Source organism: Pseudomonas vancouverensis (assembly GCF_004348895.1).
Lineage (GTDB): Bacteria > Pseudomonadota > Gammaproteobacteria > Pseudomonadales > Pseudomonadaceae > Aquipseudomonas > Aquipseudomonas vancouverensis.
Genome location: NZ_RRZK01000028.1, coordinates 74,499 through 89,112, shown reverse-complemented (window position 1 = coordinate 89,112; position 14,614 = coordinate 74,499). Strand labels below are relative to the sequence as shown.

Below are 14,614 nucleotides of genomic sequence, written 5' to 3'. Positions count from 1 at the left end.
CCTATGAATGGCTTCACATGCCTCGGCATGTTGATGGGCTTCGCAGTACGGAAATGACCGCAAAGTCGCATTTCAACCCTTGTTTCAGGCGATTGACAATTGCCGGAAATTCCGTGAAGGTGACGTACCCAAATCAAACGGGCGTATGAATTGAGCGTTTGTATTTCAGACCGCTCCTACAGAATCCCGACTATCGCGTTGGCGGGTGTGCCGGGCAGATTGGCGTAGCATCGACGATTGACGTCCTGCCAAGCCGGTCGCCTGCTTCCGACGTGTACTGTTCAGCTTCCATATCGTGGAGATCAGTTGATGATTTACGAAGGTAAAGCCATCACGGTTAAGGCTCTTGAAAGTGGCATCGTCGAACTGAAGTTCGACCTCAAGGGTGAGTCCGTCAACAAGTTCAACCGTCTAACCCTGAACGAACTGCGTCAGGCCGTAGACACCATCAAGGCAGATGCTTCGATCAAGGGCGTGATCGTCAGCAGTGGCAAGGACGTGTTCATCGTCGGCGCCGACATCACCGAATTTGTCGACAACTTCAAGCTGCCGGATGCAGAGCTTGTTGCTGGCAACCTCGAAGCCAACAAGATTTTCAGCGATTTCGAAGACCTCAACGTCCCGACTGTTGCGGCCATCAATGGCATCGCACTGGGTGGCGGTCTGGAAATGTGCCTGGCCGCGGATTACCGCGTCATGTCGACCAAGGCCAAGATCGGTCTGCCGGAAGTCAAGCTGGGCATCTACCCGGGCTTCGGCGGTACCGTGCGTCTGCCGCGCCTGATCGGCGCCGACAATGCCATCGAGTGGATTGCCGCCGGCAAGGAAAACCGTCCGGAAGACGCGCTGAAAGTCGGCGCCGTCGATGCCGTGGTAGCACCAGAGAAGCTGCAGCAAGCCGCCCTTGAAATGATCAAGCGCGCCATCTCCGGCGAGTTCGACTACAAGGCCAAGCGTCAACCGAAGCTGGAAAAGCTGAAGCTGAACGCCATCGAGCAGATGATGGCTTTCGAAACCGCCAAAGGTTTCGTTGCCGGTCAAGCTGGCCCGAACTACCCGGCGCCGGTTGAAGCGATCAAGACCATCCAGAAAGCCGCGAACTTCGGTCGCGACAAGGCGCTGGAAGTGGAAGCTGCCGGTTTCGTCAAACTGGCCAAGACCTCCGCTGCGCAGAGCCTGGTTGGTCTGTTCCTGAACGATCAGGAATTGAAGAAAAAGGCCAAGGCCTACGACGAAATCGCCAAGGACGTGAAGCAGGCCGCCGTACTCGGCGCCGGCATCATGGGTGGCGGTATCGCGTATCAGTCGGCGTCCAAAGGCACGCCGATCCTGATGAAGGACATCAACGAGCACGGTATCGAGCAGGGTCTGGCCGAAGCCGCCAAACTGCTGGTTGGTCGCGTTGATAAAGGTCGCATGACCGCGGCGAAAATGGCTGAAGTGCTCAACGGCATTCGTCCGACCCTGTCCTACGGCGACTTCGGTCACGTAGACCTGGTGGTTGAAGCCGTTGTCGAGAACCCGAAGGTCAAGCAAGCCGTTCTGGCTGAAGTTGAAGACAAGGTCAAAGAGGACACCATCCTCGCCTCGAACACCTCGACCATTTCCATCAGCCTGCTGGCCAAGGCCCTCAAGCGTCCGGAAAACTTCGTCGGCATGCACTTCTTCAACCCGGTGCACATGATGCCGCTGGTGGAAGTCATCCGTGGCGAGAAGTCCAGCGAGCTGGCGATTGCCACCACCGTTGCCTACGCCAAGAAAATGGGCAAGAACCCGATCGTCGTCAACGACTGCCCGGGCTTCCTGGTCAACCGCGTGCTGTTCCCGTACTTCGGCGGTTTCGCCAAGCTGGTCAGCGCCGGTGTGGACTTCGTCCGTATCGACAAGATCATGGAAAAATTCGGCTGGCCGATGGGCCCGGCCTACCTGATGGACGTGGTCGGCATCGACACCGGTCACCACGGTCGTGACGTGATGGCTGAAGGCTTCCCGGATCGCATGAAAGACGATCGCCGCAGCGCCGTCGACGTGCTCTACGAAGCCAAGCGCCTGGGCCAGAAGAACGGCAAGGGCTTCTACGCCTACGAGACCGACAAGAAAGGCAAGCAGAAGAAAGTCGCCGATCCTTCGGTGCTGGAAGTGCTCAAGCCGATCGTTTACGAGCAGCGCGAAGTCACTGACGAAGACATCATCAACTGGATGATGATCCCGCTGTGCCTGGAAACCGTGCGTTGCCTGGAAGACGGCATTGTCGAAACCGCTGCCGAAGCCGACATGGGTCTGGTCTACGGTATTGGTTTCCCTCCATTCCGTGGCGGCGCACTGCGCTACATCGACTCGATCGGTGTTGCAGCATTCGTTGCCCTGGCTGACCAGTACGCTGATTTGGGCGCGCTGTACCACCCGACCGCGAAGCTGCGCGAAATGGCCAAGAACGGCCAGAGCTTCTTCGGTTAAGCGCCCCCAACTAGAGTGAGAGTGAACTTATGAGCTTGAATCCTAGAGACGTCGTGATTGTCGACTTCGGTCGTACTCCGATGGGCCGCTCCAAGGGCGGCATGCACCGCAACACCCGCGCCGAAGACATGTCGGCGCACCTGATCAGCAAATTGCTGGAACGCAACGTCAAGGTCGACCCGAACGAAGTCGAAGACGTGATCTGGGGCTGTGTGAACCAGACCTTGGAGCAGGGCTGGAACATCGCGCGCATGGCGTCGCTGATGACCCAGATCCCGCACACCTCGGCCGGCCAGACCGTCAGCCGTCTGTGTGGTTCGTCGATGAGCGCCCTGCACACGGCTGCGCAAGCGATCATGACCGGCAACGGTGACGTATTCGTCGTTGGTGGCGTCGAGCACATGGGCCACGTGAGCATGATGCACGGTGTCGACCCGAACCCGCACATGTCGCTGTACGCGGCAAAAGCTTCGGGCATGATGGGCCTGACCGCGGAAATGCTCGGCAAGATGCACGGCATTACCCGCGAGCAACAGGACGCTTTCGGCGTGCGCTCCCACCAGCTCGCCCACAAGGCGACCGTGGAAGGCAAGTTCAAAGACGAAATCATCCCGATGCAGGGCTATGACGAGAACGGTTTCCTGAAAACCTTCGACTACGACGAAACCATTCGTCCGGAAACCACCCTGGAAAGCCTGGCGGCCCTCAAGCCTGCCTTCAATCCAAAGGGCGGCACCGTGACAGCCGGTACTTCGTCGCAGATCACCGACGGTGCCTCGTGCATGATCGTGATGTCGGCGCAGCGTGCACAGGACCTGGGCATCCAGCCTCTGGCGGTGATCCGTTCGATGGCAGTGGCAGGTGTGGATCCGGCAATCATGGGCTATGGTCCAGTACCGGCCACACAAAAAGCACTGAAGCGCGCGGGTCTCGGCATCGCCGATATCGACTTCTTCGAGCTCAACGAAGCTTTCGCCGCACAGGCCCTGCCAGTGCTGAAAGATCTGAAAGTACTCGACAAGATGAACGAGAAGGTTAACCTGCACGGCGGCGCGATCGCCCTGGGCCACCCATTCGGTTGCTCCGGCGCACGTATCTCCGGCACGTTGCTTAACGTGATGAAGCAAAATGGCGGCACCTTCGGGGTGGCCACCATGTGCATTGGTCTCGGCCAAGGCATCTCCACCGTCTTCGAACGCGTTTAAGCGTCTCGTTGATGGAAGCCGGGGCCAAGTGCCCCGGTTTTTGTTTTTCTGAATTTATTTTTGTTTTTATTTTGAAAAGATTTGAGTGAGGGCCACAGCATGCCGATACAACCAGGGCTCTACCAACATTACAAAGGTCCGCAGTACCGTGTTTTCAGTGTTGCGCGGCATTCGGAAACCGAAGAAGAAGTGGTCTTCTACCAAGCCCTGTATGGCGATTACGGCTTTTGGGTGCGTCCCTTGAGCATGTTCCTGGAGTCCGTCGAAGTTGACGGCGAACAGGTGCCACGCTTTGCTTTGGTGCAGGCCGAAGAAAGCCTTTTTAACCAGCCATAAGCTGAGTGCGCGCAAAACCCTGCGCTTGACCTCACCTTGTTGCCACTATATATAGCGGTGCCGCGTCAGGCGCCAACCGCCTTTCACTTCTCGAATTCAGGAATTTTCTGATCCATGGGCAAATCGCTGGTCATTGTGGAATCCCCGGCTAAGGCCAAGACCATCAACAAGTATTTGGGCAACGAATACGTGGTGAAGTCGAGTATCGGCCATATCCGAGACCTGCCCACCAGCGGTTCGGCTAGCGCCAGCAAAGAACCAGCCGCCAAGCGCGGCAAGGCTGCTGCGGGTGAAGCGCCGGCACTGTCGCCGAAAGAAAAAGCGCGCAAGCAACTTGTTGCGCGCATGGGTGTCGATCCGGACCACGGCTGGAAAGCCAAGTACGAGATCCTCCCGGGCAAGGAAAAAGTCATCGAAGAGCTGCGCCGGCTCGCCAAGGATGCTGACACCATCTATCTCGCAACCGACTTGGACCGCGAGGGGGAAGCCATTGCCTGGCACCTGCGCGAAGCCATCGGTGGTGACGACAGCCGCTACAAGCGCGTGGTGTTCAACGAAATCACCAAGAAGGCGATTCAGGAAGCCTTCTCCAAGCCGGGCGAACTGGATATCGATCGTGTGAATGCCCAGCAGGCGCGTCGTTTCCTCGATCGCGTGGTGGGTTACATGGTTTCGCCACTGCTGTGGGCCAAGATCGCCCGTGGCCTGTCCGCTGGTCGCGTGCAATCGGTTGCCGTGAAGCTGGTGGTTGAGCGTGAGCGTGAGATCCGCGCGTTCATCCCGGAAGAATACTGGGAAGTACACGCTGACCTCGGTACCGCCAAGGGCGCGACCGTGCGTTTCGATGTGGCGCGGGAGAAGGGCGAAGCCTTCAAGCCGCTCAACGAAGCCCAGGCCATGGCCGCGCTGGAAAAGCTCAAGGCTTCCAGCTACAGCATCGTCAAACGCGAAGACAAGCCGACCAGCAGCAAGCCGTCGGCGCCGTTCATCACCTCCACCCTGCAACAGGCCGCGAGCAACCGCCTGGGCTTCGGTGTGAAGAAAACCATGATGATGGCCCAGCGTCTGTACGAAGCTGGCTACATCACTTATATGCGTACCGACTCCACCAACCTCTCGGCCGATGCCGTGGCGATGGCGCGTACCTATATTGAAGGTGAGTTCGGCAAGAAGTACCTGCCGGAAACCCCGAACGTCTACAGCAGCAAGGAAGGCGCACAAGAGGCTCACGAAGCGATTCGTCCCTCCGATGCCAACACCGAGCCAAGCAAGCTGTCGGGCATGGAACGCGACGCTGAGCGCCTCTACGAGCTGATCTGGCGCCAGTTCCTCGCTTGCCAGATGCTGCCGGCGCAATACCTGTCGACCACCGTCACCGTGGGTGCTGGCGACTTCGAGTTGCGTGCCAAGGGCCGTATCCTCAAGTTCGACGGTTACACCCGCGTCATGCCGCAAATCGCCAAGCCGGGCGACGATGATGTCCTGCCGGACATGGCCCAGGGCGACGTGATGAAGCTGATCAAGCTTGATCCGACCCAGCACTTCACCAAGCCGCCGGCGCGTTACTCCGAAGCCAGCCTGGTCAAGGAAATGGAAAAACGCGGCATCGGTCGTCCTTCGACCTACGCGGCGATCATTTCGACCATCCAGGATCGTGGCTACGTCGCGCTGCACAACCGTCGTTTCTACTCGGAAAAGATGGGCGACATCGTCACCGAGCGTCTGTCTGAAAGCTTCTCGAACCTGATGGACTACGGCTTTACCGCCGGGATGGAAGAGCATCTCGATGACGTGGCCCAGGGCGAACGCGACTGGAAAAACGTGCTCGACGAGTTCTACGGCGACTTCAAGAAGAAGCTCGAAGTGGCCGAGAGCCCGGACAGTGGCATGCGTGCCAACCAGCCGGTGATGACCGACATTCCGTGCACCACCTGTGGTCGTCCGATGCAGATCCGAACCGCGTCGACCGGCGTGTTCCTCGGTTGCTCGGGTTACAGCCTGCCGCCGAAAGAACGCTGCAAGGCCACCGTCAACCTGGTGCCGGGCGATGAAATCGCCGCCGACGACGAGGGTGAATCCGAGTCGCTGGTCCTGCGCGGCAAGCATCGCTGCCCGATCTGCAGCACGGCGATGGACGCCTACCTGCTCGACGAGAAGCGCAAGTTGCACATCTGTGGTAACAACCCGGATTGCGACGGCTACGAAATCGAAGAAGGCAGCTATCGCATCAAGGGCTACGAAGGTCCGAGCCTGGAATGCGACAAGTGCGGCAGCGAGATGCAGCTCAAGACCGGCCGTTTCGGCAAGTTCTTCGGTTGCACCAACCCGACCTGCAAGAACACCCGCAAACTGCTGAAGAGCGGTGATGCGGCGCCACCGAAGATGGACCCGGTGAAGATGCCTGAGCTGAAATGCGAAAAGGTCAACGACACCTACATCTTGCGTGACGGTGCGTCCGGTCTGTTCCTCGCCGCCAGCCAGTTCCCGAAAAACCGTGAGACTCGCGCGCCGCTGGTGCTGGAGATCATTCCGCACAAGGATGAGATCGATCCGAAGTACCACTTCCTCTGTGAGGCACCGAAGAAGGACCCGGATGGCCTGCCGGCTGTGATTCGCTACAGCCGCAAGACCAAGGAGCAGTACGTGCAGTCCGAAGTCGACGGTAAGCCGACAGGCTGGAAGGCGTTCTACGACGGCGGCAAGTGGGTCGTTGAAGACAAGCGTCCGGCCGCGAAGGCGTAATATCGCAATACGTGTAGGAGCGAGCTCGCTCGCGATGAACGAGAGAGCGATGGGGGCATTCTGAAAGCCCGCGTTATCGTTAACGACCATCGCGAGCATGCTCGCTCCTACAGCCCTGCATGAAGCAATTATTTCGTTGTGGAGGCTGCCGTCATGGCCCACGAACTCTATACCCGTACCAATCAGAAAATTTACTTCGCCGGCCTGTCGCTCGAGGCCCTGGCCCGTGCGGAAGAGGGGCGGGCGATGAACTCCCTGGCGTTGATCCAGGCCGGTCGGGAGTCGACGCTGTTTCACCTGTACGGTGCGTTGCTGGGGTTGTGCCACGAAATCGCCGGGTTCTACCGCTTGCCCCAAGCCAATGCGCCACGGGCTGAGCTGATACTGACGCAAGAAGTGCTGGAAGCCATCGCCATTCCGGAAATGGCCGAGATGGTTGAATTGGCCGGCAACCCGCAAACCTGGCTGGCCAAACTGCTGGCCGCCCATGCGGCGTTGTTTCAGCCACCACGGGCGCCGCACAAGCCGAAGGGTGATGTGACCCAGCCTTTGATCCTGGCGGTTAACCTCGATGAGGAAGAGGCGCCGGAAGAGCTCAGCCGTGAGGAGCTGGAGAGCTGGCGTCAGAATCTGAAAGGCCTGGCGATTCGCTTTCGCGAAGGGTTGAACGAGTGCTGACAGAAACATCTTCACGATGTCATCTGGTCAAGATCCCAAGCGAAGCCTGAGCGATGCCTATATAATCCCCGCCTTTCGTGGAGAACAGTCCTTTATGCCAACGTCCTTTCTAGAAATTGTCGAGTTACCAGACGGCCGAATCGAGCTGCGCAGGGCCGAGGACGAGGGTTCTCTGGTTACTTTGGATTTCTCAGAGGACGCCAAAGCGTTCCTGCAAGGGCAGCACGTAGAGGTCGCCAAGGCGATGCTGAGCGTGGGTGTTCAGATGGCAGGTCGCCTGGTTGAAGGCGAATTCGACAAGGATGACGGTCCGCGCGTCCTTCATTGATCCCCGTTTGTCGTTTTTCCTGATACTGTCGCACATCGGCTTCTCTGCACTCGGAGAAGCCTGGCGCGACTAAATGCGTATCAGGCTCTTGTATCAACCCAGTCGAATATTCAGGCTCTGAGCGTCCCCGGTACGGGCGGCGCTGATCAGCTGTTGCCGGGATTGCGGGCTCAATGGGTTGAGCCAACTGACCACGGTATGACTTCGCCCCAGGCGCAGCGCCTCGCAGGTCAGTTGCTGGGCACTTTGACTGCCGCGCGGTTGCAGCAGCAGGATGCGCTCGCGGTTGAGGCCTGCGTCCCGTAGCCAGGCCTGTGTCACGCTCGCGGGCGGAGCAATCAGGGTCAGCCAGCGTGCATCCTGATCCTGGCTCAGTTCGCGCAGGATCGGTGCCAGGAGGTTCAGGCAATTTCCAGCTGCACCACGTAGCGACAGCTCGCTGAAGGCCTCGGGTTCGGCGCTCCAGGGTAACTCGACCACGTCTTTCAGTGCCGGCGCCAATGGCTGGGCCATGAACGCTTCGAACAACGACAGTTGGGCTTGCTGTGGTGGTAGCTGCGGGAAATGCATGGTGCCTCCTTTAGCGGCGAATGACGCCGACACTCAAGCCTTCGATCACCAGTTCCTGATCCTGAAGGTTCACTTCGATAGGGGCGAACTCGGGGTTCTCGGCGATCAGCCAGACTTTGCTGCCGTCACGCTTGAAGCGCTTGACGGTGACCTCGTCGCCGATGCGGGCTACCACGATCTGGCCGTTACGGGCTTCACGGGTGGTGTGAACGGCCAGCAGGTCGCCGTCGAAAATGCCCACGTCCTTCATGCTCATGCCATGCACACGCAACAGGTAGTCGGCGCGAGGATGGAAGAAGGCCGGGTTGATGTTGCAGGACTCTTCGATATGTTGCTGGGCGAGGATCGGCGCGCCGGCGGCGACCCGGCCAATGATCGGCAGGGTGGAGTCGTCGGCCTTGGCTTCCAGGCCCGGGATACGAATGCCGCGGGATGCGCCCGGCGTCATTTCGATTGCACCTTTGCGGGCCAGGGCCTTGAGGTGTTCTTCGGCCGCATTGGGCGACTTGAAACCCAGCTCTTGAGCGATTTCCGCACGGGTCGGCGGGTAACCGTTGTCTTCGAGGCAGCGTTTGATGAAGGCCAGAATCTCGGCTTGGCGTGGCGTCAGCTTTAGCATATTGATCCGCTCTGTCTTTTTATACAGTGACTGGGATTATATACAGTGGAGCGAGCTTGGCAATGGCCCATTTTTCAAAGGCCGCCAGACGGTCTTCAGGCTTATGGATTGAAGCTTTTTGCATGTGTGGTTAAATGTCTGACCGACCATTCCCAAAATGAACTGCCAAGCTTGACAAGGCACAGGCTGAAACGTATGTTTCAAACAAGTGTTTGTCAGGCGGAGTAGCCATGGCCCAGTCGGAAACCGTTGAACGCATTCTTGATGCCGCCGAACAGCTGTTCGCGGAGAAGGGTTTTGCCGAAACCTCGTTGCGTTTGATTACCAGCAAGGCCGGCGTCAACCTGGCCGCAGTGAACTATCACTTCGGTTCCAAAAAGGCGTTGATCCAGGCGGTTTTCTCACGTTTCCTCGGGCCGTTCTGCATCAGTCTCGATAAAGAGCTTGAGCGCCGCCAGGCCAAGCCCGAAATCAAACCCACTCTGGAAGAACTGCTGGAAATCCTCGTCGAGCAGGCGCTGGTGGTGCAGCCCCGCAGCGGCAACGATCTGTCGATTTTCATGCGCTTGCTGGGTCTGGCCTTCAGTCAGAGCCAAGGGCACTTGCGGCGTTATCTGGAAGACATGTACGGCAAGGTGTTTCGTCGCTACATGATGCTGGTCAATGAGGCGGCTCCGCGCATTCCCCCCATCGAACTGTTCTGGCGCGTGCATTTCATGCTCGGTGCCGCGGCGTTCAGCATGTCCGGCATCAAGGCCTTGCGCGCGATTGCCGAAACCGATTTCGGTGTGAACACTTCCATTGAGCAGGTCATGCGCCTGATGGTGCCGTTCCTCGCGGCCGGCATGCGTGCTGAAACCGGCGTCACCGACACCGCCATGGCCGCCGCGCAATTGCGCCCGCGTAGCAAATCGACACCGGTTGCCGCCAAGGTATAGCCGCTGATGGGTGGGCGCGGCAGCGGACATCCGCTAAGCTAGCCGCCCATGCCGACTCTCGTTCTGAACCCGTTCCCTATTGATAACGCCAATCTGCCGGGCTTTACCCCTGGCGGCGTTTCTCTGTGGGCCGGGTTTTCTGTTATCAAGGAATTTTTATGACTGCTGGCTTGCAAGGCTCGTTGATGGTGGACGTCGCCGGTACCTGGCTGACGGCTGAAGATCGCCAATTGTTGCGCCAGCCCGAAGTGGGTGGCCTGATCATCTTTGCCCGCAACATCGAAAGCCCTCGTCAGGTGCGCGAGTTGAGCGCGGCGATTCGTGCCATTCGCCCGGATCTGTTGCTGGCGGTGGATCAGGAAGGTGGCCGGGTACAGCGCCTGCGCCAGGGCTTCGTTCGATTGCCGGCGATGCGCGCCATTGCCGACAACTCGAATGCCGAATACCTGGCCGAGCAGTGCGGCTGGATCATGGCCACCGAAGTCTTGGCCGTGGGCCTGGACCTGAGTTTCGCCCCGGTACTGGACCTGGATTACCAGCGCAGTGCCGTGGTCGGTACCCGTTCATTCGAAGGCAATCCCGAGCGCGCGGCACAATTGGCCGGTGCCTTCATTCGCGGTATGAACAGCGCCGGCATGGCCGCCACCGGTAAACACTTCCCGGGTCATGGTTGGGCCGAAGCCGACTCTCACGTCGCCATCCCGAACGATGAGCGCAGCCTCGATGAGATTCGCACCAACGATCTCGTACCTTTCGCCCGCTTGAGCAAGCAACTGGCGGCGGTGATGCCGGCGCACGTGATTTATCCGCAGGTCGATAGCCAGCCCGCCGGTTTCTCCCGTCGCTGGCTGCAGGACATCTTGCGCGGCGAGCTGCAATTCGACGGCGTGATCTTCAGTGACGACTTGTCCATGGCCGGCGCGCATGTGGTGGGCGACGCTGCCAGCCGTATTGAAGCGGCGTTGACCGCAGGTTGTGACATGGGCCTGGTGTGCAACGACCGTGCGGCCGCAGAACTCGCACTGAGCGCGGCCCAGCGCCTGAAGGTCACGCCGTCCGCACGCATTGCGCGGATGCGTGGCCAGGCGTTCGCCCGCACTGATTATCGTCAGGACCCGCGCTGGCTGACCGCCGTGGGTGCGCTCAAAGACGCTCAATTGATTGATTAAGGACGTTTCGTAATGACCGTATACGCGATTATCGGTGGCACCGGCCTGACCCAGCTCGAAGGCTTGAGCATTCGTCAGTCGCTGGCAGTGGACACGCCTTACGGCGCACCTTCGGCCGAGGTGCAGATCGGCGAGTATGCCGGCAAGGAAGTGCTGTTCCTGGCGCGTCACGGCCACCCGCACCGTTTTCCACCGCATCAAGTGAACTACCGGGCGAACCTCTGGGCGTTGAAGCAGGCGGGGGCTGAAGCGATCCTCGCGGTCAACGCCGTCGGCGGCATTCACTCGGCCATGGGCACCGGGCATTTCTGCGTGCCGCACCAATTGATCGACTACACCAGCGGGCGTGAGCACACCTATTTCGCCGATGATCTGGAGCAGGTCACCCATATCGACTTCAGCTATCCCTACAGCGAATCCCTGCGCCAACAGTTGATCGCAGCGCTGGCGGCGGAAGGTGTCGGCTACAGCAGCCATGGCGTGTATGCCTGCACCCAGGGCCCGCGCCTGGAAACCGTTGCCGAGATCGCCCGACTGGAGCGTGACGGCTGCGACATCGTCGGCATGACCGGCATGCCGGAAGCGGCGCTGGCGCGCGAGCTGGAGCTGGATTACGCCTGTCTGGCGCTGGTGGTGAACCCGGCGGCGGGCAAGTCGACGGCAGTGATCACCATGGCCGAGATCGAGCAGGCATTGCATGACGGCATGGGCAAGGTGAAGTCGACGCTGGCGCGGGTGCTCAAGGGCTGAGCCAACCTTGCTACCGACTTGACTGCATCGCCAGCAGACTGGGTCCCAGGCTGAAGTTGTGGTGTTCACAACACCTGTGTGGGGGCTGGCCTGCTAGCGATTGCGTCCTGATGGGCGCTAAAGATCTCAGCGCTTTTCCAGGGTTTCCGGCAGTGGCGCAAACAGCGCCTCGATGTCATCGCTCTGCAGCTTCCAGTCACCCGCCTTGCGCCCATCGAGCACACCGGCCGCGAGGTCGGACTTTTCCTTTTGCAGGTGCTGGATCTTCTCTTCCACTGTGCCGCGCGCTATCAGCTTGTAGACGAACACCGGTTTCTCCTGGCCGATACGGTAGGCGCGGTCGGTCGCCTGGTTTTCCGTCGCCGGATTCCACCATGGGTCGTAGTGAATCACCGTGTCCGCTTCGGTCAGGTTCAGGCCAACGCCGCCGGCCTTCAGGCTGATAAGAAAAATCTGACGCTTGCCGCTCTGGAAGTCTTTCACCGGTGTGCGTCGATCACGGGTCTGCCCGGTCAGCAGGGCATAAGCAATCCCCCGTTTGTTCAGCTCATCCTCGATCAGCGAGAGCATCGAGGTGAACTGCGAGAACAACAGAATCCGCCGGCCTTCCTCGAACAGCTCCTCAAGCATTTCCATCAGGCTGTCGAGCTTGCCCGAGGTACTGCCGCGTGCAGGCAGGGTCGCCTCGTTGACCAGGCGCAAGTCGCAACACACCTGACGCAACTTGAGCAGTGCCTCAAGGATGATGATCTGGCTGCGGGCCACGCCTTTGCGGGTGATCTCGTCGCGGACTTTCTTGTCCATGGCCAGGCGCATGGTTTCGTACACGTCACGCTGGGCGTCGTTGAGTTCGACCCAGTGGATGATCTCGGTTTTCGGTGGCAGCTCGGTCGCCACCTGCTCCTTGGTGCGACGCAGCAGGAAGGGTTTGATCCGACCGTTGAGGTGCTGAAGTCTGACCTCGCTGGTGCGCTTTTCAATCGGCACGCGGTAATCGCGATTGAAGCTTTTGACGTCGCCCAGCCAACCCGGCAACAGGAAGTGAAACAGCGACCAGAGTTCGCCGAGGTGGTTTTCCAGTGGCGTACCGCTCAGGCACAGGCGCTGCCGGGCGTTCAGTTCGCGGGCAGCCTGGGCGGCTTTGCTGCCCGGGTTCTTGATGTACTGCGCTTCGTCCAGCACCAGTACGTGAAACGGCTGGGCTGCCAGGCGTTCGAGGTCCTTGGGCAGCAGTGCGTAGGTGGTCAGGATCAGGTCGTAATCGGCCAGTTTGTCGAAGTGTTTCTTGCGCGCGGCACCGTACAGCGCCAGCACTTTGAGCTGCGGGGTGAAGTGTGCAGCCTCGTCCAGCCAATTCGGGATCAGGCTGGTGGGCATCACCACCATGCACGGCCGGTCGAGGCGGCCAGCGTTCTTCTCGGTCAGCACGTGCGCCAGCGTCTGCAGGGTTTTGCCCAGGCCCATGTCATCGGCGAGAATTCCGCCCACTTCCAGTTGCCGCAGCGACTGCATCCAGCTCAGGCCTTCCAGCTGATACGGACGCAATGTCGCATTCAGGCCTTGCGGAGCGGCGGCGGTGTAATCCTTGATGTCACGCAAGCGTTGGGCAAAGCTGCGGATCTGCTCACCGCCCTCCCACAGCAGTGGTATGCCCTCAAGTGAGTTGAGGCGCGTGGCGTCGGCCTTGCTCAGGCGCAGGGTGGTCTCGCCTGGCTCTTGCAGATAGAACTCGCCGAGGGTGGCCAACACCGGTTTCAGCCGGCCGAAGGGCAGGGCGACTTGCAGTGGGCCGTGCTCGGAGTTCGGGCGATGGGGAATGTTCACCAGAATCAACTCGTCATCCCGACGCCGTGCCAGGCGTTCCGGGTTGAGGATTTCGGTGTGCGAGCGCATGAGGTTGAGCAGGATCGGCAGCAGGCTCAGGCGTTCGCCGTTGACGATGATCCCCAGTTCCAGATCAAACCAGTCACGCTCCGGTGCCTGCTCGACCGTGGCGTACCAATCGTCTACCGCCGTCAGGTCAAACCCGAAGTCTTCGTCGATTTGCAGCTCCCAACCCTGGGTGCGCAATTTCGGCAGCTCGTTGAGGGTAAAGGTCAGCCACGCGCTGTCATTGACCATCTCGTACAGTTCGCCGGCGCTTTCCGGCAGTGCCTTGCTTTGCCGGGTGGCGATCCTGAAGCCGAGGATGCGAAGCTGTTCCCGGTAGGATTGCTCGACGTCCGGATGACGCTTGATCCGCAGTGTCTGGGTTTCCTGGCGAATCAGGATGTCGGTGTTTTTTTGCCCCGAGACGTACTCGTCCAGGTAGCTGAACGACAGCGCTGCACGGTGCTGGATGTAGCGCTGCATGCGCCCGTTGCGCGGTTCGAAGGCGCTGAACTCGATGCTCGCCAGCCACAGGCGCGGCACCGGTTGCACGTTGTCCACCAGCACTTGCGGTGGCGCCTTGGGGCCACGGTTTTCCAGGACGGCCTGGAGTTTTTCCAGCAGCTCCGCGTCTTTGGCGGCGGCCGGGTAGTCGAGGGTTTCCTGCACTTGCAACAGGACCGCTGCGCAATGTTTGCAATTGATGTGGACCGGGCAGGAACACAGCGCGTCGACCATCAGCAGGGTGCCCTTGGCCGACTCGCGCAGGCGAATGGTCTGGCGGTAGACGTTGCCGCCCGAACCTTCACAGGCGGCCGTGATGGTCGCATCGCCGACCTCGACTATGCGCACGCGGTTCTCCAGCGCATAACGACGGCCGCGCTCCAGGCTTTGTTCCTTGAATCGGCTGACCCATGAAGATGCCAGGGGTTTGCTCAGGGTCGCGGACATGG

Annotated in this window: 12 protein-coding genes; 9 read left to right on the top strand and 3 right to left on the bottom strand. The window is 59.9% G+C overall.

What is annotated here, in order from left to right; all coding sequences use genetic code 11:
• The first annotated feature begins 309 nt into the window (after positions 1 to 309).
• The 6 genes from fadB to EIY72_RS19485 all read left to right on the top strand — a co-directional run bounded on the left by fadB (position 310) and on the right by EIY72_RS19485 (position 7,746).
• Complete coding sequence (gene fadB, locus EIY72_RS19510; protein ID WP_093217728.1) at positions 310 to 2,457, top strand: fatty acid oxidation complex subunit alpha FadB; 2,148 nt, start codon at positions 310 to 312, stop codon at positions 2,455 to 2,457.
• 29 nt (positions 2,458 to 2,486) lie between these two features.
• Positions 2,487 to 3,662, top strand: coding sequence for an acetyl-CoA C-acyltransferase FadA (fadA, locus tag EIY72_RS19505; RefSeq protein WP_093217731.1), 1,176 nt, complete (start codon positions 2,487 to 2,489; stop codon positions 3,660 to 3,662).
• A 99-nt stretch (positions 3,663 to 3,761) separates the two neighbouring features.
• Positions 3,762 to 3,998, top strand: a complete 237-nt coding sequence (locus EIY72_RS19500; RefSeq protein WP_093217734.1) for a DUF1653 domain-containing protein — start codon at positions 3,762 to 3,764, stop codon at positions 3,996 to 3,998.
• A 114-nt stretch (positions 3,999 to 4,112) separates the two neighbouring features.
• Positions 4,113 to 6,740 (top strand): type I DNA topoisomerase, encoded by a 2,628-nt coding sequence (gene topA, locus EIY72_RS19495; RefSeq protein WP_093217737.1) that lies wholly within the window; start codon positions 4,113 to 4,115, stop codon positions 6,738 to 6,740.
• Positions 6,741 to 6,893: 153 nt separating this feature from the next.
• Positions 6,894 to 7,418, top strand: a complete 525-nt coding sequence (locus tag EIY72_RS19490; RefSeq protein ID WP_093217740.1) for a DUF6586 family protein — start codon at positions 6,894 to 6,896, stop codon at positions 7,416 to 7,418.
• Positions 7,419 to 7,512: 94 nt separating this feature from the next.
• The gene (locus tag EIY72_RS19485) at positions 7,513 to 7,746 is read left to right on the top strand and encodes a hypothetical protein (protein ID WP_093217743.1); all 234 of its coding nucleotides are present in this window, start codon (positions 7,513 to 7,515) and stop codon (positions 7,744 to 7,746) included.
• A gap of 93 nt (positions 7,747 to 7,839) precedes the next feature.
• On the opposite strand, the gene sulA is transcribed toward EIY72_RS19485, so the two are convergent.
• The gene (gene sulA / locus EIY72_RS19480) at positions 7,840 to 8,316 is read right to left on the bottom strand and encodes an SOS-induced cell division inhibitor SulA (protein WP_093217746.1); all 477 of its coding nucleotides are present in this window, start codon (positions 8,314 to 8,316) and stop codon (positions 7,840 to 7,842) included.
• 10 nt (positions 8,317 to 8,326) lie between these two features.
• Positions 8,327 to 8,935, bottom strand: a complete 609-nt coding sequence (gene lexA / locus EIY72_RS19475) for a transcriptional repressor LexA (RefSeq protein WP_093217749.1) — start codon at positions 8,933 to 8,935, stop codon at positions 8,327 to 8,329.
• A gap of 230 nt (positions 8,936 to 9,165) precedes the next feature.
• On the opposite strand from lexA, the gene EIY72_RS19470 reads away from it, so the two are divergent.
• From EIY72_RS19470 to EIY72_RS19460, 3 genes are all read left to right on the top strand, one after another.
• Positions 9,166 to 9,873, top strand: a complete 708-nt coding sequence (locus EIY72_RS19470) for a TetR/AcrR family transcriptional regulator (protein ID WP_093217752.1) — start codon at positions 9,166 to 9,168, stop codon at positions 9,871 to 9,873.
• Between the two features lie 170 nt (positions 9,874 to 10,043).
• Positions 10,044 to 11,042: a beta-N-acetylhexosaminidase gene (nagZ, locus tag EIY72_RS19465; protein ID WP_197678852.1), complete on the top strand. Its 999-nt coding sequence runs from the start codon at positions 10,044 to 10,046 to the stop codon at positions 11,040 to 11,042.
• 12 nt (positions 11,043 to 11,054) lie between these two features.
• On the top strand, positions 11,055 to 11,792 hold the full coding sequence (locus EIY72_RS19460) for an S-methyl-5'-thioinosine phosphorylase (RefSeq protein WP_093217758.1): 738 nt from the start codon (positions 11,055 to 11,057) through the stop codon (positions 11,790 to 11,792).
• 126 nt (positions 11,793 to 11,918) lie between these two features.
• Here the strand turns inward: EIY72_RS19460 and EIY72_RS19455 are convergent, their stop codons facing one another.
• The gene (locus tag EIY72_RS19455; RefSeq protein WP_093217761.1) at positions 11,919 to 14,612 is read right to left on the bottom strand and encodes a DEAD/DEAH box helicase; all 2,694 of its coding nucleotides are present in this window, start codon (positions 14,610 to 14,612) and stop codon (positions 11,919 to 11,921) included.
• Positions 14,613 to 14,614: the final 2 nt, after the last annotated feature.

Coding starts and splice junctions, on each gene's coding strand:
- sulA (WP_093217746.1), bottom strand. CDS start 8,316: ATGCATTTCCCGCAGCTACCACCACAGCAAGCCCAACTGTCGTTGTTC.
- EIY72_RS19500 (WP_093217734.1), top strand. CDS start 3,762: ATGCCGATACAACCAGGGCTCTACCAACATTACAAAGGTCCGCAGTAC.
- topA (WP_093217737.1), top strand. CDS start 4,113: ATGGGCAAATCGCTGGTCATTGTGGAATCCCCGGCTAAGGCCAAGACC.
- EIY72_RS19485 (WP_093217743.1), top strand. CDS start 7,513: ATGCCAACGTCCTTTCTAGAAATTGTCGAGTTACCAGACGGCCGAATC.
- EIY72_RS19455 (WP_093217761.1), bottom strand. CDS start 14,612: ATGTCCGCGACCCTGAGCAAACCCCTGGCATCTTCATGGGTCAGCCGA.
- EIY72_RS19470 (WP_093217752.1), top strand. CDS start 9,166: ATGGCCCAGTCGGAAACCGTTGAACGCATTCTTGATGCCGCCGAACAG.
- lexA (WP_093217749.1), bottom strand. CDS start 8,935: ATGCTAAAGCTGACGCCACGCCAAGCCGAGATTCTGGCCTTCATCAAA.
- EIY72_RS19490 (WP_093217740.1), top strand. CDS start 6,894: ATGGCCCACGAACTCTATACCCGTACCAATCAGAAAATTTACTTCGCC.
- fadB (WP_093217728.1), top strand. CDS start 310: ATGATTTACGAAGGTAAAGCCATCACGGTTAAGGCTCTTGAAAGTGGC.
- EIY72_RS19460 (WP_093217758.1), top strand. CDS start 11,055: ATGACCGTATACGCGATTATCGGTGGCACCGGCCTGACCCAGCTCGAA.
- fadA (WP_093217731.1), top strand. CDS start 2,487: ATGAGCTTGAATCCTAGAGACGTCGTGATTGTCGACTTCGGTCGTACT.